Annotated in this window: 18 protein-coding genes; 5 read left to right on the plus strand and 13 right to left on the minus strand. The window is 65.8% G+C overall.

What is annotated here, in order from left to right; translation table 11 throughout:
- Nucleotides 1-13 precede the first annotated feature (13 nt).
- The 5 genes from AOA14_RS10460 to AOA14_RS10480 form a co-directional block, all read right to left on the minus strand.
- The gene (locus AOA14_RS10460) at nucleotides 14-1,531 is read right to left on the minus strand and encodes a flavin-containing monooxygenase (protein WP_062901757.1); all 1,518 of its coding nucleotides are present in this window, start codon (nucleotides 1,529-1,531) and stop codon (nucleotides 14-16) included.
- Between the two features lie 110 nt (nucleotides 1,532-1,641).
- On the minus strand, nucleotides 1,642-2,097 hold the full coding sequence (locus AOA14_RS10465; RefSeq protein WP_062768265.1) for a DMT family transporter: 456 nt from the start codon (nucleotides 2,095-2,097) through the stop codon (nucleotides 1,642-1,644).
- 31 nt (nucleotides 2,098-2,128) lie between these two features.
- Nucleotides 2,129-2,608, minus strand: a complete 480-nt coding sequence (locus AOA14_RS10470; protein WP_062901758.1) for a nuclear transport factor 2 family protein — start codon at nucleotides 2,606-2,608, stop codon at nucleotides 2,129-2,131.
- On the minus strand, nucleotides 2,605-3,237 hold the full coding sequence (locus AOA14_RS10475) for a glutathione S-transferase family protein (RefSeq protein WP_082819896.1): 633 nt from the start codon (nucleotides 3,235-3,237) through the stop codon (nucleotides 2,605-2,607). Before AOA14_RS10475 ends, AOA14_RS10470 begins: the two co-directional genes overlap by 4 nt.
- Nucleotides 3,234-3,857, minus strand: coding sequence for a pyridoxamine 5'-phosphate oxidase family protein (locus AOA14_RS10480; RefSeq protein WP_062901760.1), 624 nt, complete (start codon nucleotides 3,855-3,857; stop codon nucleotides 3,234-3,236). The genes AOA14_RS10475 and AOA14_RS10480 overlap by 4 nt, the downstream gene beginning before the upstream one ends.
- A gap of 150 nt (nucleotides 3,858-4,007) precedes the next feature.
- Between AOA14_RS10480 and AOA14_RS10485 the strand changes: the two genes are divergently transcribed.
- From AOA14_RS10485 to AOA14_RS10505, 5 genes are all read left to right on the plus strand, one after another.
- Entirely contained in the window at nucleotides 4,008-4,898 is an 891-nt protein-coding gene (locus AOA14_RS10485) for a LysR substrate-binding domain-containing protein (RefSeq protein ID WP_062901761.1), read from the plus strand.
- A 63-nt stretch (nucleotides 4,899-4,961) separates the two neighbouring features.
- Nucleotides 4,962-5,189 carry a hypothetical protein gene (locus tag AOA14_RS10490; RefSeq protein WP_003040979.1) on the plus strand — a complete coding sequence of 76 codons (228 nt, stop codon included), beginning with the start codon at nucleotides 4,962-4,964 and terminating at the stop codon, nucleotides 5,187-5,189.
- 46 nt (nucleotides 5,190-5,235) lie between these two features.
- Nucleotides 5,236-7,164: a 1-deoxy-D-xylulose-5-phosphate synthase gene (gene dxs, locus AOA14_RS10495; protein ID WP_062901762.1), complete on the plus strand. Its 1,929-nt coding sequence runs from the start codon at nucleotides 5,236-5,238 to the stop codon at nucleotides 7,162-7,164.
- Nucleotides 7,161-7,721 (plus strand): STM3941 family protein, encoded by a 561-nt coding sequence (locus AOA14_RS10500; RefSeq protein ID WP_062901763.1) that lies wholly within the window; start codon nucleotides 7,161-7,163, stop codon nucleotides 7,719-7,721. Before dxs ends, AOA14_RS10500 begins: the two co-directional genes overlap by 4 nt.
- 21 nt (nucleotides 7,722-7,742) lie before the next feature.
- On the plus strand, nucleotides 7,743-8,417 hold the full coding sequence (locus AOA14_RS10505) for a hypothetical protein (protein WP_062901764.1): 675 nt from the start codon (nucleotides 7,743-7,745) through the stop codon (nucleotides 8,415-8,417).
- 50 nt (nucleotides 8,418-8,467) lie between these two features.
- Here the strand turns inward: AOA14_RS10505 and AOA14_RS10510 are convergent, their stop codons facing one another.
- The 8 genes from AOA14_RS10510 to AOA14_RS10545 all read right to left on the minus strand — a co-directional run bounded on the left by AOA14_RS10510 (nucleotide 8,468) and on the right by AOA14_RS10545 (nucleotide 17,515).
- Nucleotides 8,468-8,887 (minus strand): DUF3035 domain-containing protein, encoded by a 420-nt coding sequence (locus AOA14_RS10510; protein ID WP_003040968.1) that lies wholly within the window; start codon nucleotides 8,885-8,887, stop codon nucleotides 8,468-8,470.
- A gap of 27 nt (nucleotides 8,888-8,914) precedes the next feature.
- Nucleotides 8,915-9,439 (minus strand): signal peptidase II, encoded by a 525-nt coding sequence (gene lspA / locus AOA14_RS10515; RefSeq protein WP_062901765.1) that lies wholly within the window; start codon nucleotides 9,437-9,439, stop codon nucleotides 8,915-8,917.
- Nucleotides 9,436-12,450: an isoleucine--tRNA ligase gene (ileS, locus tag AOA14_RS10520; RefSeq protein ID WP_062901766.1), complete on the minus strand. Its 3,015-nt coding sequence runs from the start codon at nucleotides 12,448-12,450 to the stop codon at nucleotides 9,436-9,438. Before ileS ends, lspA begins: the two co-directional genes overlap by 4 nt.
- Before the next feature lie 125 nt (nucleotides 12,451-12,575).
- Nucleotides 12,576-13,616, minus strand: a complete 1,041-nt coding sequence (locus AOA14_RS10525) for a glycerophosphodiester phosphodiesterase family protein (RefSeq protein WP_062901767.1) — start codon at nucleotides 13,614-13,616, stop codon at nucleotides 12,576-12,578.
- A 50-nt stretch (nucleotides 13,617-13,666) separates the two neighbouring features.
- Nucleotides 13,667-14,608, minus strand: coding sequence for a bifunctional riboflavin kinase/FAD synthetase (locus AOA14_RS10530; protein ID WP_062901768.1), 942 nt, complete (start codon nucleotides 14,606-14,608; stop codon nucleotides 13,667-13,669).
- A gap of 117 nt (nucleotides 14,609-14,725) precedes the next feature.
- Nucleotides 14,726-15,910 (minus strand): dipeptidase, encoded by a 1,185-nt coding sequence (locus AOA14_RS10535; RefSeq protein ID WP_062901769.1) that lies wholly within the window; start codon nucleotides 15,908-15,910, stop codon nucleotides 14,726-14,728.
- Nucleotides 15,911-15,947: 37 nt separating this feature from the next.
- The gene (locus AOA14_RS10540; RefSeq protein ID WP_062901770.1) at nucleotides 15,948-16,445 is read right to left on the minus strand and encodes a dihydrofolate reductase; all 498 of its coding nucleotides are present in this window, start codon (nucleotides 16,443-16,445) and stop codon (nucleotides 15,948-15,950) included.
- Nucleotides 16,442-17,515 (minus strand): 5-(carboxyamino)imidazole ribonucleotide synthase, encoded by a 1,074-nt coding sequence (locus AOA14_RS10545; RefSeq protein WP_082819897.1) that lies wholly within the window; start codon nucleotides 17,513-17,515, stop codon nucleotides 16,442-16,444. Before AOA14_RS10545 ends, AOA14_RS10540 begins: the two co-directional genes overlap by 4 nt.
- Nucleotides 17,516-17,518 lie beyond the last annotated feature (3 nt).

A 17,518-nucleotide genomic window follows, 5' to 3' on the forward strand; every position in this document is an offset into this window, starting at 1 on the left:
CGCCGGATCGCGATCAGGCGTAGCGGAATTCGTCGCTGCGCAGGTCGATGAGCGGGAACGCATCCTTTTCGGCCCAGTAATCCTGATTGTGCCGCCATTCGGGCTTGTCGCCGCGCCGCGGCATCGCATCGAGCCCGCGCATCAGATAGCCGGGATTGAAATTGTCCGCCTCGATCCACGGCATGATCGCCATCCCCTCGTCCTGCGGGCGCAGCACGACCTCGACCTTCTTTGCGCCGATATCGTCCATGTGGTTGAGCAGATTGCAGACGAAATCGCCCATCATGTCGACGCGCAGCGTCCAGCTCGCGCGGAAATAGCCCATCACCCACGCCATGTTGGGAACGCCGGTCATCATCATGCCGCGGTAGGTGACGGTGTCGGCCCAATCGACGGGCTTGCCGTCGACCTCGAACGGGATACCGCCCATGACCGAGAGGTTGAAGCCCGTTGCGGCGACGATGATATCGGCCTCGATCTCGGTTCCGTCCGCGGTGCGGACGCCCGTTTCGGTGAAGCTGTCGATCGTGTCGGTGACGACGGTCAGCTTGCCCGCCGTCGCGGCACGGAAGATGTCGCCTTCGGGGCAGAAGGCGAGCCGCTGCTGCCAGGGGCGGTATTTCGGGGTGAAATGCGGTTCGAACGAAAAATCCGGATCGCCCGAAAAGGCGCGGATCAGCTCTTTAAGCTCTTCGAACACCTGATCGGGTTCGGTCTGGCAGCGGCGCGTCATCAGATCCTGATCGTGCATGATCTGCGCGCGCACGACGCGGTGGACCGTAGGTTCGTCGATCCCGACCTCGCGCAGCCGGTCGGCAAGTTCGTTCTTGTTTTCGGAGCAGAAAAAATAGGTCGGCGAGCGCTGGAGCATCGTTACATGCGCCGCCTTCTCGGCAAAGGCGGGGACGATCGTCGCGGCGGTCGCGCCCGATCCGATGACGAGGATGCGCTTGCCCGCATAGTCGGTCGCGGGATCCCAGAGCTGGGCGTGGACGAACTGGCCCTTATAGTCCGAAAGGCCCGGCCAGTCGGGGATGTAGGGCTTCTCATGGTCGTAATAGCCCTGGCACATCCACAGGAAATTGGCGGTGAAGACGACGGCGGCGCCATCGGCCTTGCGCACCGCCTCGACCGTCCAGCAGTTCTGCTCGCTCGACCAGCGGCAGGCGGTGATGCGGTGGCCGTAATGAATATGGTCGCCGATGCCGTTTTCGTCGATCACCTCGCCCATATATTTCAGGATTTCATCGGCGCTGGCGATCGGCGCGCCGACCCAGGGCTTGAAGCGATAGCCGAAGGTGTAGAGATCCGAATCGGAGCGGACGCCGGGATATTTGTGCGTTTCCCAAGTGCCGCCGAACGTGTCCTTCATCTCGAGGATCGCATAGCTTTTGCCGGGGCACTGATGCTGGAGATGATAGGCCGAACCGATGCCCGAAATCCCCGCGCCGACGATCAGCACGTCGACATGATTGGCATCCTTGGCAGTGGTGGCTTCGCGCGCCGCGGCGCGCGCCGTCGTGGTCGTCATGGCTTGTCCGCTCCCATTTTCTCTAGTTAGGGTGATTACCCTATACTATCGAGCATGAGTCGCGCCAGTCCGCTTTGATGTGGATCAAAAGCGCCCGTGCCGACGCGCGGTCAGCCGGTGCGGCGTGCCAGCCAGACCCCTGCGACCATCAGCGCAATTCCGGCGAGCCGCGCGGTGTCGACCGGAAAGCGCTGGGCGCCGAACAGGCCGAAATGATCGATGATCGCGGCGCTCGTCAGCTGTCCCACCAGCACGAAGAAGATCGCATTGCCGACCCCGAAGCGCGGCGCGATGAAAGTCACGGAGATCACGTAGAAAGCAACGAACAGCCCGCCGAAATAGAAATGAAAGGGAATGTCGGCGGAAAAGCGGATGTCGCCGAGCGCGCCGGTCGCGACAGCCCCGGTAAGCGCAACGAGCAGTGCAAGCCCGAAGAGGATGACCGATGCCGCCATCGGGCTGCCAAGCCGTCCGCCGAGCCCGCCGTTGAGCGCGGCGAGGATCGGGATGCCGACCCCGGTGAGGAACATGATCGAGGCAAAGGTTGGGGCGGGGTTTGCGCTCATGCGGTCTGTCCTTGATTGCGGGGGGCGGAGGCTAGAGCCCCAGTTCGTCGAGGCCGGGGTGATTGTCAGGGCGGCGGCCCGTGTCGCCGCGATCCCAATGGAGCAAGCGCGCCGACTCGGCAATGGCGAGGTCGTTGATGCTCGCGATGCGCCGCGCCATCTGGCCGTCCACTGCAAATTCCCAATTTTCATTGCCGTAGGACCGCCACCATTGGCCGTCATGGTCGTGCCATTCATAGGCGAAGCGCACCGCGATCCGGTTGTCGGTGAAGGCCCACAGCGTCTTGATCAGGCGGTAATCCTGCTCGCGCTGCCATTTGGCGGAGAGGAAGTCGATGATGGCGTCGCGCCCGGCAAGAAAGATGTCGCGGTTCCGCCAGACGCTGTCCGGCGTATAGGCGAGCGCGACGCGCGCGGGGTCGCGGCTGTTCCATCCATCCTCGGCCAGCCGGACCTTGTGCGCTGCGCTTGCAGCGTCGAATGGCGGCAGCGGCGCGCGGGTGCCGGTCATTGTGCTGCCTCCCGCACCCATTCGTTCGTGGCGGGCCATCCGGGCATGGCGGGAAAGCCCGGTAGCGCAGCGATGCGGCGCGTCCAGTCGCGGATATGGGGCCAGTCGTCGAGGTCGATGCCGCCGTCGGGCGCGAGCGCCAGATAGGGGCTTGCGGCGATGTCGGCGATCGTCAGCCGGTCGCCGACAAGCCAGGTGCGCGCGGCCAGATGCGCATCGACGACCGGGAGGATACGCATCGCCACGGCGCGCGCGCGCGACCGGTCGATCGTCCAGCCGAACAGCTTTTCGGCGCGCAGCAGCGCGGGGCCGTTGAAGATTTCATTGGCGGCGTGCGACAGCCAGACGGCAATCGCGCCGCGCTCTTCCGCCGTGTGGCCGTCCCAGTCCCCGGGCCGGTGGCGGGCGGCGAGATAGGCAAGGATCGCCTGGCTGTCGCGCAGGACGAAATCGCCTTCGGCATAGACGGGTATCTGCGCCATCGGATTGAGCGCGCGAAAGGCATCGCCCTGCCGCCGCTCGGCGTCGACCGTCTCTTCTTCATAGGCGAGTCCGAGGAAGGCGAGCGCCATGCGCACCTTGTGTGCATTGCCCGACAGAGGCGAACCATAGAGGCAGATCATTGTCATTCTCCCTTCTGGGCCGCGCGCAATGCGTCGACCTGCGCGCGCAGCTGGTTGAGCTCGGCAGCCATCGGACGGACGGCGGCGGAGATTTCGGCTTCGGTGAAGCGCGGCGTTATGTGCTGGGGGCAGTTCCAGTCGAAACCCGCGACGTCGATCACGAAGCCGCGCTCGGGGGTTGCGCGGTAGCCTTCGGGCATCAGCGAGGTCACGAGCGCGGGATCTTCGGCGATCTCGACGATCCGCCCCTCGCCGATCAGTTTGAGCCGCCGGCGGTTGGGATAGTCCATCAGGAACAGCGAGACGCGCGGATTTTCAGCGAGATTGGCGGTGCTGATAAATTGGCGGTTGCCCGTAAAGTCGGCGAAGCCGAGGCGGTTGCCGCCGAGCGGGCGCAGGAAGCCGGGCGGGCCACCGCGGTGCTGGATATAGGGCCAGCCGTCGGCGGTTATGCTGCCCAGATAGAAGCTGTCGCGGGCGGCAATGAAGTCGAGTTCGCGGGCGGTCAGCGTGTCGCTGCCGTCGCTGTCGGCCTCCATCCGTGCGTAGCTGGCGCGCGATCCGTGCCGCGCCTGCAGGCGCCGCGCCGCGTCGGTGAACAAAGTGCGGAGATAATGTTGCGCCATGCGGGGGGCCTTCCGACAAGAGGGCGCGAGCGGGGCGCCGCGATCGGGGGTTGGGGGCCTCCCTCGCTCGCAAACCCTATCTATCGTGTTGCTGTATGCGCGATAATCAGCGATTGATGGATATCTCTATTTCAATATGCGGAATAATCGATGGACCGGCTGCTGACTCTTGAGATGTTCGTGGCGGTGGCGGGCGAAGGCGGATTCGCTGCCGCCGCGCGCAAGATCGGCAGTTCGCCGCCCGCGGTGACGCGGGGCATTGCTGCGCTCGAGGAGCGGCTCGGCACGAGCCTTTTCCACCGCTCGACCCGCGCGGTCGCGCTGACCGACGAGGGCGCGGTCTTTCTGGGGCAGGCGCGGCGTATCCTGGCCGATCTTGCGGGGGCCGAGCGGGCGCTGCGCGGTGGCGAGGCCGAACCGCGCGGCCAACTCTACCTGACCGCGCCGGTGATGTTCGGGCGGCTGCATGTCCTGCCCGTGGTCGGCGACCTGCTCGCCCGGCATGATGCGCTGGCGGTGCGGATGATGCTGATCGACCGCAATGTCCGCATTGTCGAGGAGGGCATCGACATCGCGCTGCGTATCGGACCGCTTGCCGATTCGAGCCTGAAGGCGGTCCGCATCGGCGCGGTGCGGCAGATGTTGGTCGCGAGCCCCGGCTATCTGGCGCGGCGGGGCGCCCCCGCGACGATCGACGCGCTCGCCGACCATGATCTGATCATCTCGACCGGGCCGCGCGCGGCGGGCGAATGGAGTTTTGCCGAGCGTCGCTGGCGGGTCGAGCCGCGCCCGCGGCTGGTGGTGAACACCGTCGATGCGGCGATGGCGGCGGCCGAAGCGGGGATCGGAATCGCCAATCTGCTGAGTTATCAGGTGATGGACGGCGTCGATGGCGGGCGCCTGATCGCGCTGCTCAACGCCAAGCAGCCGCCGCCCTTGCCTGTCCATCTGGTCTTCGAACAGTCGCGCGCCGGCCTGCCCGCGGTCCGCCTTTTGATCGAGGCGATGCGGCGCCGGATGCGATCGGCGGGGCTGGGGTGACGCGGGCACCGCGCTCCGCTACGGCATGGTGATGACCGATCGTCTCTTTCCGACCGCGCGCCGATGAGCCGCGCTCCGCGCCTTGCCGGCTATGCGCTGATGGCGGCGGCGGTGCTGCTGGCGCTTGCGATGCGGCGCGGGCTGATCGAGAGCCTGGGGCCGTTTCCGGTCGCGGCGGTGGCACTGCTGATCGGGATGATTGGCGTGATGCTGGTGTTCACCGACCTGATGGTGCGCGGGCTTTATGCACAGATCGGTGCGGCCAAGCGAGCCGAGGACGAGGGCGAGTAGCGCCTTTTCGTTCGACACTATCGGCGCTTATCATTATGACGGGCCGATGACCGACCGTCCGCATACGCCGCTGCTCGACACGGTGGATGTCCCCGCCGACCTCCGCAAGCTCAAGCCCGAACAGCTTCGCCAGTTCGCCGACGAACTGCGCGCTGAAACCATTTCCGCCGTGGGAACCACGGGCGGCCATCTGGGGTCGGGGCTGGGCGTCGTCGAACTTACCACCGCGCTGCATTATGTCTTCGACACGCCCCGCGACAAGATTGTGTGGGACGTCGGCCACCAATGCTATCCGCACAAGATCATCACCGGCCGCCGCGACCGGATCCGCACGCTGCGCCAGGGCGGCGGGCTGTCGGGCTTCACCAAGCGCAGCGAGAGCGAATATGACCCGTTCGGCGCCGCCCATTCGTCGACCTCGATCAGCGCCGCGCTGGGCTTTGCGGTCGCGAACAAGCTGAAGAACGAACCCGGCCGCGCGATCGCGGTGATCGGCGACGGGTCGATGTCGGCGGGCATGGCCTATGAGGCGATGAACAATGCCAAGCAGGCGGGCAATCGCCTGATCGTCATCCTGAACGACAATGACATGTCGATTGCGCCGCCGGTCGGGGGCCTGTCGGCCTATCTGGCGCGGCTGGTGTCGTCGCGGCCCTTCGTCGAGCTGCGCGAAATCGCGCGGCGCTTCGCCCGCAAGCTGCCGCAGCCGCTGCACAAGGCGGCGAGGAAGACCGACGAGTTTGCGCGCGGCATGGCGATGGGCGGAACGCTGTTCGAGGAACTGGGCTTTTATTATGTCGGCCCGATCGACGGCCATAATCTCGACCATCTGATCCCGGTGCTCGAGAATGTCCGCGACAGCGACCATGGCCCGGTGCTGATCCATGCGGTGACGATGAAGGGCAAGGGCTATGCCCCCGCCGAGGCCGCCGCCGACAAATATCATGGCGTCCAGAAATTCGATGTCATCACCGGCGAGCAGGCGAAGGCGCCGCCGGGGCCGCCCGCGTATCAGAATGTGTTCGGCGAAACGCTGGCCAAGCTCGCCGACAGCGACCCGCGCATCGTCGCGATCACCGCCGCGATGCCATCGGGCACCGGGGTCGACAAATTTGCGAAGGCGCATCCCGACCGGAGCTTCGACGTCGGCATCGCCGAACAGCATGCGGTGACGTTCGCGGCGGGGCTCGCGGCGCAGGGGATGCGGCCGTTCGCGGCGATCTATTCGACCTTCCTCCAGCGCGCCTATGACCAGGTCGTGCATGATGTTGCGATCCAGAATCTGCCGGTGCGTTTTGCGATCGACCGCGCCGGGCTGGTCGGTGCCGACGGATCGACCCATGCGGGATCGTTCGACGTCACCTATCTCGCAACGCTGCCCAATATGGTGGTGATGGCGGCTGCCGACGAGGCCGAGCTGGTCCACATGACCTATACCGCGGCCGAATATGACGACGGCCCGATCGCCTTTCGCTATCCGCGCGGCAATGGCACCGGCGTACCGCTGCCCGACACGCCCGAGAAGCTGGAGATCGGCAAAGGCCGCGTCGTGCGTGCCGGCAAAACGGTCGCGATCTTCTCGCTCGGCACCCGGCTTGCCGAGGCGCTGAAGGCCGCCGACACATTGGAAGCGCGCGGTCTGTCGACGAGCGTGATCGACCTGCGCTTCGCCAAGCCGCTCGACGAGGAGCTGATCCGCAAGACGCTGGCGAGCCACGAGGTGTGCGTGACGATCGAGGAGGGCGCGATCGGCGGGCTGGGCGCGCATGTGCTGACGCTGGCGAGCGACGCGGGGCTGATCGACGCAGGGCTGAAGCTGCGCACGATGCGGCTGCCCGACATGTTCCAGGACCAGGATTCGCCGCAGGCGCAATATGACGCCGCGGGGCTGAATGCGCCGCAGATCGTCGACACGGTGCTGAAAGCGCTGCGTCACAATAGCGCGGGGGTCGAGGAAGCGGGCGCACGGGCTTGAGCGGCGCGGCGGCCTCTGGCGAGGTCTTCGAAGCATATTATTCGATTCCGCGGCTGCTGCTGGCGCTGGCCGGCGCTTTGGCCTTTGTTGCGGCGGCGCTGTTGATGGCAAACACCGGGTTCGTGTCGGGTTCATGGCTGGTCGCGGGGGCGGCGATCGCCGGCATCGCTTTTTTCGGCTTTGTCGCCGCGATTATCGTCCGCCGCCTGTTCGACCGGCGCGTCCAGCTTCGCATCGATGCCAAGGGAATCATGGTGCGCGAATGGTCGGATCAGGTGATCGCGCATCGTTCGATCCGGCGCGCGAGCGACATGGGACAGTTCGTGGGGCTCTTCCTGCACAAGCCCGAAAAATATCCGACGACCAATCCGATGCGGCGCTTTCTGCTGCGCGTCGGGGGCGAATTGCAACGATCGGCGGGCGATATCTATATCGTGAAATATCAGTATGACCGCCGCGCGGAGGCGATTTTTGACGCGCTCGACCGGATGCGGCCACGCACGGCATTCGAAGAAGAGGTTGAGCGTCGGGTGGCTAAAGCGCGCGCGTCGAGCTGATCCGCAGGAAAGGGAGCGTCGATGGATTTTCTGAAACTGATCCAGTCGCTCGACGAACTGCTCTACGAGGTCATGTCGTGGCTGATCTTCTATCCGGTCACGCTGTGGCGGGCGCTCGCACAGCCGCTCAAGATGATGGATTATTCGGAGGCCGAACTGGGCGATCCGGCCGAGCGGCAATATACCGACACGCTGTCGCCGCCGCTGTTCCTGCTGCTGACGCTGGTAATCTGCCACGCGATCGAACTGTCTATCGTGGGGCAGAATGCGGTGATCTTGCGCCGGACCGGACTGGGCGGACTGGTCAATGACGATTCGACCTACATCCTGCTGCGGGTCGCCTTTTTCAGCCTCTTTCCGTTGATCATGGCGGCGCGGCTGGTACGCGCGCGCAACGTCAAGCTCGACCGGGTGCCGCTCAAGGCGCCCTTCTACAGCCAATGCTATGTGACCGCGCCCTTTGCGCTGATGGTGTCGACGAGCGGAATTCTGATGCAGCTCAAGCCTGGTGACAGTCCCCTCTGGGGCTTGGCGCTGCTCATCGCCGCGCTGCTATGGTTCGGCAGTTTGCAGATATTATGGTTCGCACAGCATCTGCGGATCGGCCGGCTGCGGGCCGCGCTCCATGCCTCGCGCGCAATGGTCGAGGCGCTGATCGCTTTCGTCGCGATTTCGCTGATTTTCGTGGGGATATGAAAACGGCCCGGGGGTGCCGGGCCGTTTCGATCAATTGCCTGCGCGCAGAATCAGGCGCCGGGGATCGACGCGCTGGCTTCGCGGCCGTCGCCCTGCGGCGCGGCGATGATGTCGCGGGTGACGAGGCCCTTGTCGACGACCTGCGTGTCGGGGCTGCCGACCTGGCTGCGGATGCCGGGGTCGGCGCGCGCGCCGTCGGCGCTGCCGATGATCGCGTCTTCGGCCGGGCTGCGCGGCGATTCGCCGCCGAAGAGCGCGCGCAGCGTCTGTTCGGCGGTGGTTTCGTTGCCGGGCCGCGCCGCGCCGGGGGCGGGCGGGGTCAGCGAGAAATCGGGCGGAACGACGAGCGGCGCCTGCCGCGACACCGCCATTTCGTCGGGGCGCTGGCGGCTGAACAGGCTGTTCGATCCGCAGGCCGACAGCGTCATCGCGACGATCGAGGCGGCAAGGATGGCTTTGGTCCGGTTCACTTCAAATAGACTCCCTATGCGCCCCGTTTACTCTTTCGCCGCCTGGTCGGCGGCCGTGGGGGTCTTTTCGCCGAAGAGCAGCGCGCGCGCAACCAGCAAAAGCACGCCGAGCGTGATGCAGGCGTCGGCGACGTTGAAGATCATGAAGGGGCGGAAGGCCCCGAAATGCAGATCGGCGAAATCGACGACATAGCCGAAACGCACGCGATCGATGATATTGCCGAGCGCGCCGCCGAGGATCATCGCGAGCGCGATGACGTCGCCGCGCGCCTTTTCGCGCGTCATCCACAGCGCGACCGCCGCCGCGACGATGGCGGTCACCGCGACGAGCGTCCAGCGCGTCGTATCGTTGCACTTGGCGAACATTGACAGCGAAATGCCGCAATTTTCTGCCCAGGTCAGGTTGAAGACCGGTAGCAGCTCGATCTGCCCATAGGGCTGGGTTTCGAGCGACAGCGGCACGACCACCACCCATTTGACGAGCTGATCGAGGCAAAAGGCGACCGCGGCGACGATCAGGCCGAAGCGCAGGTGGGGAGAACGCGTGCTCATTGCGCGTCCAATACCGTCTCGCAGCGATTGCACAAGGCGCCGTCGGCGGTCACTTCGGGCAGATGGCGCCAGCAGCGGCCGCATTTGTGGTTTTCGGTGCGCTTCACGTCCCAGTCGCCTTGATGGACGGTCGAGGTGATGAAGATTTCCTCATAATCGACGTCGCCGGCTTCGCTCGGGAGCCATACTTCGGCTTCGAGGCTGGAGCGGATGGTCTTTTCGCGGCGCAGCGGCTCGATGCGTTCGGTGACGAGAGCGCGGGTGCCGCGGATTTGCGCCCACTTCTCAATCAACTCGTCATTCCCGCGAAGGCGGGAATCCAGCTTTTCACCGTCGTTGGAAGCTGGACCCCCGCCTTCGCAGGGGTGACGGAGGAGGGCGGCGAAATCCGGCCACTCCAGCAGGTGGACGCTGCCCGCGTCGGGATAGCGCGTGCCCCATACTTCTTCGCTGGTGAACACGAGCACCGGCGCGGCGTAGCGGACGAGGGCGTGGAACAGCACGTCGAGCACGCTGCGATAGGCGCGGCGGGTGTCGGTGCCGAGCGGCGCGGCGGGGCCGAGGTCGCAGTAGAGGACGTCCTTGCGGATATCGAAATAAAAGGCCGACAGATCCTCGTTGCAGAAATCGGCGAGGAGGCGCGTGTAGGCGTTATAGTCGAAATCATCGACCGCTTGGCGCAGCTTCGCGTCGAGATCGGCGAGCAGCGAGAGCATATAGCGTTCGAGTTCGGGCATCGCCGCGACGTCGGTGATGCGTTCTTCCTCCGTAAACCCGTCGAGCGCGCCGAGCAGGTAGCGGAAGGTATTGCGCAGTTTGCGATACTGGTCGGCGACCCCGGCGAGGATTTCCTTGCCGATGCGGTGATCCTCGGTGAAATCGACGCTGAGCGCCCACAGGCGCAGGATGTCGGCGCCATAGTCGCGCATCAGGTCGATCGGGCTGATCGTGTTGCCCAGCGACTTCGACATTTTGAAGCCCTTGGCGTCCATCGTGAAGCCGTGGGTGAGGACGGCCTTGTACGGCGCCTGCCCGCGCGTGCCGCAGCTTTCGAGCAGCGACGACTGGAACCAGCCGCGATGCTGGTCGCTGCCTTCGAGATAGAGGTCGGCGCTGTGGGTGCCGCCGTCGTGGCGGATGAGCGCGGGCCAGCGACCGCTTTCGAGGACGAAGGCGTGGGTGCAGCCCGAATCGAACCAGACGTCGAGAATGTCGGTGATGCGCTCGTAATCGGCGGCATTGTAGCTATCGCCGAGATATTCCTGCGCGCGCGCGTCGCTCCACGCATCGACGCCGGCTTCCTTCACCGCCGCGACGATGCGGTCGTTGACAAGCGGGTCGTTGAGATATTGCCCGGTCTTGCGGTCGACGAACAGCGTGATCGGCACGCCCCATGCGCGCTGGCGGCTGAGCACCCAGTCGGGGCGTCCTTCGACCATCGACCCGATGCGGTTGCGGCCCTTGGCGGGGACGAAGCGCGTGTCGTCGATCGCCTGCATCGCCGCCTGCCGCAAGGTCGGGGCGTCGCACAGGCCCTCTTCGGCGGGGTTGATCGCGCCGCCTTCGCCTTCCCAGCGCCGTTCGCTGCGCGTCTTGGGCTCGATATGCGTCATCACCTTGTCCATCGGCACGAACCATTGCGGGGTGCAGCGGAAGATGATCTTGGCCTTCGAGCGCCAACTGTGCGGATAGCTGTGCTTATAGTCGGCGCTGGCGGCCAGTAGCGCACCGGCTTCGCGAAGGTCTGAGCAGATCGGGCCGTCGGGGGCGTTGAACTTGGGGTTGATCACCGATCCCTGACCGCCGAGCCAGCCCCAGTCCTCGCGATATTTGCCGTCGCCCTCGACCGCGAAGACGGGGTCGAGCCCATTCGCCTTGCAGAGGTCGAAGTCGTCTTCGCCGTGATCGGGCGACATATGGACGAGGCCCGTGCCGCTGTCGGTGGTGACGAAATCGCCCGCGAGGAAGGGGCGCGGACGCGCAAAGAAGCCGCCGAGTGCGTGCATCGGGTGGCGGGCGATGGTGCCGGCGAGGTCGCTGCCTTTGATCGTTTTTACGACGGTGCCCGGTGCGAACCCGTGCACTGAATGTTTGATGCGCTTGTGGAACTCGTCCAGCAACGGTGCAGCGACTAGATATTTGAGATCTTCAACTAAGGGCATTGGATCGCCGGGGTTGAGCATTTTGGCTTGGCCACGCGCGGTAGCTACCAGCACATATTCAACCTCCGGCCCATAGGCCAAAGCCTGGTTCACCGGGATCGTCCAAGGCGTCGTTGTCCAGATCACCGCATGCGCGCCGACCAGCTCCGCGATCGGGCTTTCAACGATCTCGAACGCCACGTCGATCTGGGTCGAGACGATATCCTCATATTCGACTTCGGCCTCGGCGAGCGCGGTCTTTTCGACCGGCGACCACATCACCGGCTTGGCGCCGCGATAGAGCATGTCATTGGCGGCGAATTTTAAGAGTTCGCGCACGATGGTCGCCTCGGCCTCATAATCCATCGTCAGATACGGATGGTCCCAGTCGCCGCCGATGCCGAGACGCTTGAGCTGCTCGCGCTGGGTGTCGACCCAATGCTGCGCATAGGCGCGACACTCGGCGCGGAACTCCTCGACCGGAACCTCGTCCTTGTTGAGCTTTTTCTTGCGATATTGTTCCTCGACCTTCCACTCGATCGGCAGGCCGTGGCAATCCCAGCCTGGAACATAGGGCGCGTCTTTGCCCTTCAGCGTCTGGGTGCGGACAACCATGTCCTTCAGGATATGGTTGAGCGCATGGCCGATGTGCATGTCGCCATTGGCGTAGGGCGGGCCGTCGTGGAGGATGAACTGGTCGCGGCCGCGGCGCGCTTCGCGAATCTGCGCCTCCAGATTGCTCTCGAGCCATTTCGCCAGAATCAGCGGCTCCTTCTGCGGCAGGCCGGCCTTCATCGGAAAGTCGGTCTTGGGCAGGAAGACGGTGTCGCGGTAATCGCGCTGATCGGGGGCGGAGGTGCTGTCGGTCATGGTCGCGGCGCTTAGCGCAAGTGAGGCGCGCTAGTCACGTTTAAGTTGATCGCGCCGTGTCCGGGGCGATTCGAAGGGCGTCTGGGGCCCGGCTTGCGCCGGGGTTCACTAGGCCCGAAACGGAGCTATTTCTGGCGCGGGCGGAGCGCCGGGCCGAGATTGTAGATGTCGTCGATCCACACATAGCCGGTAAAGCTGGCCGGGATGCGCGTAAGCTGGTCGACGCGCCACAGGCCCATGCCGCCCTGTTTGTCGCCGCGGGCGCCGGTCATCAGGACGCGGGTGCCGTGCGCCGCCGCGCGCGCCTGCAGGCGGTCGGGCCAGCCCCAATAGGCCCATTGATAGTCGAGCGGCACCATAATTGTGCCGCCGACGCAGCTCGGCGGATACCAGCCCGACCAGCCGAACTTGATGTAATCGCCGGTGCAGCGCTTGGCACCTTCGGGGTCGAGCGTCCAGGCGCGCGGCGCGCGGGCGCGGATCGGCTGGAGCACGCGCGCATTGCCGAAAAAGCCGAATCGCGGCTGGTTCGGATCGATCCCCGCGCGGGCAAAGGCGGCGAGCGCCAGCGCGCCTTCGCGCGGGTCGCGCGACTTGAAGTTGACGATCAGCGACGCATGGCCGAGGTCGCGCAGCACATCGTCGAGGCTGGGCATCAATCCCACCCCCTTGCCGCGCAGGGGGAAGGTTTTTCCGCCGTCGGCGGTATAGCCGTAGCCGATGTCGAGCCGTTTGAGTTCGGCCATCGTGCGGTCGCGAATATTGCCCTTGCCCTCGGTGCGGCAGTCGAGCGTCCAGTCGTGGAACACCGCAAGCCGGCCGTCCTTCGTCGCCGCGACGTCGAACTTCACCGCCCCGGCATCGCGGCCGATCGCGACCTTCATCGAAGGCAGGCTGTTTTCGATATAGGCATGTTCGGGCGGATGGATGCGCGTCGCGGTGCAACTGTCGTCGGTGACGCCGCGATGGTCGAAAAGCTGCGAAACGCCGCGGTGCGCGATCAGGACGCGCTTGCCGACGGGATCGGGCGCGAGCCAGGTCGCGTTCGACAGGGTGAGCCAGGCGACGAGCGCGGCGAAGAGCCAGAGGAAGATTTTGGTGCCGCGCTTCATCGGCTTTTTGGGCGGGCCGGAGAGGCCGGCGGCCCAGTCGTCGCTGTCGGTCATCTTTCCCCCGTCGTCAAGTTGGACCCGGGCCCCGGTTCATGGCGGGCATGTCAGACGTCGGCGAGCAGCCGCTTCGCCTCGTCACAATCCGCCGCAATCTGCGCCATCAGCGCGTCCATCCCCTCATATTTCGCCTCGGGCCGGATGAAGGCGCGGAATTCGACGTCGATTTCCTGACCGTAGAGATCGCCGTCGAAATCGAAGAAATGCGGTTCGAGCAATTCCTTGGGCGGATCGAAGCTCGGCCGGATGCCGAGGTTCGCGGCGCCTTTCAGGATGCGGCCCCCCGGCCCCTCGCTTAGCAGGCGGCCGGTGACGGCGTAGATCCCGTAGCGCGGGCGCAAATAGGTGCCCATGTCGATGTTCGCGGTCGGAAAGCCGAGCAGGCGGCCGTTCTTGTCGCCATGCTGGACGGTTCCGCGCACCGTGAAGGGGCGGGTGAGCAGGCGCGCCGCGGTCGCGCAGTCGCCCGCGCGCAGCGCGTCGCGGATGCGGCTCGACGAGATCACCTCGGTGCTGTCGTCGACCGGCGCGACCATCTCGGTAAAGAAGCCGAGGCGGCGGGCATGATCGGCGAGGGTCACGACATCGCCGCCCCGGCCCTTGCCGAAGACGAAATCGGCACCGGTGACGACCCCCGCCGCGCCATAGCGTTCGAGCAGCAATTCGGTGATGAAATCCTCCGCCGTCGTCGCGGCGAGCGCGGCGTCGAAGGGCAGGACGAGCATCGCGTCGGCGCCCGCCGCGCAGAACAATTGCTGCCGCTGGTCGAGCGTGGTCAGGCGGAAGGGCGGCGCGTCGGGTTTGAAGACGCGCACCGGATGCGGATCGAAGGTCGCGACGATCGCGGGGCGCCCGTCGTCCTTGGCATGATGCACCGCGCGGCCGACCACCGCCTGGTGTCCGGCGTGAAAGCCGTCGAAATTTCCAAGCGCGATGACGCCGCCACGCAGCGCACCCTCGATACGTTCGTGGCCGTCGAGGCGGATCATGGCCACCCTGTCTTCCGTTCGTGCTGAGCTTGTCGAAGCACTGTTCTTTCTTTCAACCTCGCCAGAAGGAAGGGCGGCCCTTCGACACGCTCAGGGCCGACGGATTTGGAAATCGAGTCATCGGGCCGGCGGCGTCAGCGGCACGATCCCCGCGCGGATGACGCGGAGCGCGTTGCCGCCCATCGCGGCGCGGATTTCATCGTCGCTGAAGCCCGCGTCGAGCAGCGCCTGCGTCACCTGAACCAGCTTCGACGTGTCGAAGCGGACCGTGGTCGCGCCGTCATAATCGCTGCCGAGCGCGACATATTGGATGCCGACGAGGTCGCGGACATGCTTCATCGCCCTGGCGACGCTGGCGGGCGAGGTGTCGCACACCGCCGCGTCCCAATAGCCGATGCCGATGACGCCGCCGGTCGCGGCCAGCCCACGGATTTCGTCGTCGGTGAGGTTGCGGTTGACCTTGCACGTCGCCTGCACCCCGCCGTGGCTGGAGACGACGGGACGGCGCGCCATCTTGAGGATGTCGACGACGCAGGCGTGGCTGCAATGCGCGATGTCGACGATCATGCCCTTCGCTTCCATCCGGCCGATCAGGTCGCGGCCGAGCGGGGTGAGGCCGCCCTTTTTCAGCCCGTGCATCGATCCGGCGAAGATATTGTCGAAGAAGTGGGTGATCCCCGCCATGCGGACGCCGGCGCCGTAGAGCTTGTCCAGATTGTCGATATTGCCGTCGAGATCGTGGAGCCCCTCGACACTGAGCATCGCGCCGACGGGCGGTGGGGTTTTAGTGCGCCGCGCGGCGAGCAGCGTGTCGAGTTCGGCGGGGCTCGCGACCGCCATCAGCTTGCCGTCCGACGCCGCGGCGGCGCGGTGCAGCTTCGTCGCGTGCCAGAGCGAGCGTTCGAGCAGCGAGTTCCACGTCCGCACTGGCTGCAGCTGCGCGATCACCAGCGGGGTGATATTGTCGCTGTCGTCGCCATTGGCGTCGTAATTCTGGCCCTTTGGCGATTTGGTGGTGCTGGAGAGGATCTGGAGCGCGACATTGCCCTCTTCGAGCCGCGGCAGGTCCATATGGCCGCGGGTCGCGCGGTTCAGGAAATTGCGCCCCCACAGCAGGCTGTCGCTGTGCAGATCGACGATCGTCAGCGTCTTGTGCAGCGCGGCGGCGCGCGCGCTGACCGTTGGCAGCGGCTTGCCGTCGACCTTGTTGAGCCCGCGCTCGATCATGCCGGGGGCGAGGAGGAAGAAGGCGGCCGCCCCTACGACGAGCAGTGCTAAGATGCCGATCAGCCAGCGGCGCATGTCAATTCTCCCCCATTGTCCCGCTTTGCGCGTGCCATCATCCCGCTTTGCGCGTGAAGGTGACGAAGCTGTAGGCCGGGCGCCCCGCGTCGTCGGCCGGATGATCCTCGCGCGCCACGACCTGCCAGTCGGCGGAATCGGGATAGGCGATGGTCGCATCTCCCGCGGGTTCGATCGCAACCTCGGTCAATTCGATCCGCGTCGCGAGCGGCAGGAACAGATCGTAGATTTCGGCGCCGCCGATCACCATCGCCTGCGGCGCATTGGCGAGGCGCAGCGCTTCCTCGACGCTGGCGACGGGCTCGGCGCCTTCGTCCTGCCAGCCCGCGTCGCGGGTGAGGACAATGTGGCGCCGCCCCTCCAGCACCGTGGGCAGGCTGTCGAAGGTCTTGCGCCCCATGATCATCGGGCGGCCCATGGTGAGCTGTTTGAAGCGGCGCAGGTCGGCGGGCAGGTGCCAGGGAATCTTGCCCCCCGCACCGATCACGCCATTGGCGGCGCGTGCAAGGACCAGCGTGATATCCGGGCGGTTCATCGGGGAGAGGCTCCAACCCAAGTGACGTGGCCGAGCTTGCGCCCGTCGCGCACCTCGGTCTTACCGTAGTGATGCACGTGCGCGGCGCCGTCGGCAAGCAGCGCCGGAATCTTTTCGATCTGCGCGCCGATCAGATTGTGCATCGTCACCGGCAGTAGCGGCACCGCCGTATCGCCGAGCGGCAGGCCCGCGACGGCGCGGATATGGTTTTCGAACTGGCTCGTCACCGCGCCCTCGATCGTCCAGTGGCCGCTGTTGTGGACGCGCGGCGCCATCTCGTTGAACACCGGCCCCGCGTCGGTGGCGAAAAATTCGCCGGTGAGCACGCCGACATAGTCGAGCCCATCGCCGATCGCCGCCATCATCGCGCGCGCCGCGGGTTGCTGGTCGAGGACGATGGACGGCGGCGGCAGGCTGGAGACGGCGAGAATGCCGCCTTCGTGGACATTCGCCGAACTGTCCCAAAAGCGCGTTTCGCCGTCGATGCCGCGCACCATGATAACCGAAAATTCATGGTCGAAGGCGACGAAGCCTTCGAGGATCGCGGGCTGCCCGCCGATCGCCTCCCACGCCGCATCGGCATCGGCGGGCGCGGCGATTCGCGCTTGTCCCTTGCCGTCATAGCCCATGCGCACGGTCTTGAGGATCGCGGGGGTGCCGATGGCGGTGAGCGCGCTATCGAGTGCCGCGCGCGTCGGCACCGCGGCAAAAGGCGCGGTGCGGCCGCCGAGATCGGCGACGAAGGATTTTTCGGTGAGCCGGTCCTGCGCGATTTCGAGCGGCTTGCCGCCCGGATGGACCGCGACATGGCCCGACAGGAAACGCACCGTGTCGACCGGGACATTTTCGAATTCGAAGGTCACGATGTCGCACGCGGCCGCGAAGCCCGCGAGGCGCGGTTCATCGTCCCACGCCGCCTGCGTGTGGTGGGCGGTGACTTCGGCCGCGACGCTTTCGGCGTCGGGGGCATAGACATGAACTTTGTAGCCGAGCTGTGCGGCGGCGACCGCGAGCATCCGGCCAAGCTGGCCGCCGCCCAGGATGCCGATCGTCGATCCGGGGGAAAGCAAAGC

The organism is Sphingopyxis terrae subsp. terrae NBRC 15098 (assembly GCF_001610975.1).
Lineage (GTDB): Bacteria > Pseudomonadota > Alphaproteobacteria > Sphingomonadales > Sphingomonadaceae > Sphingopyxis > Sphingopyxis terrae_A.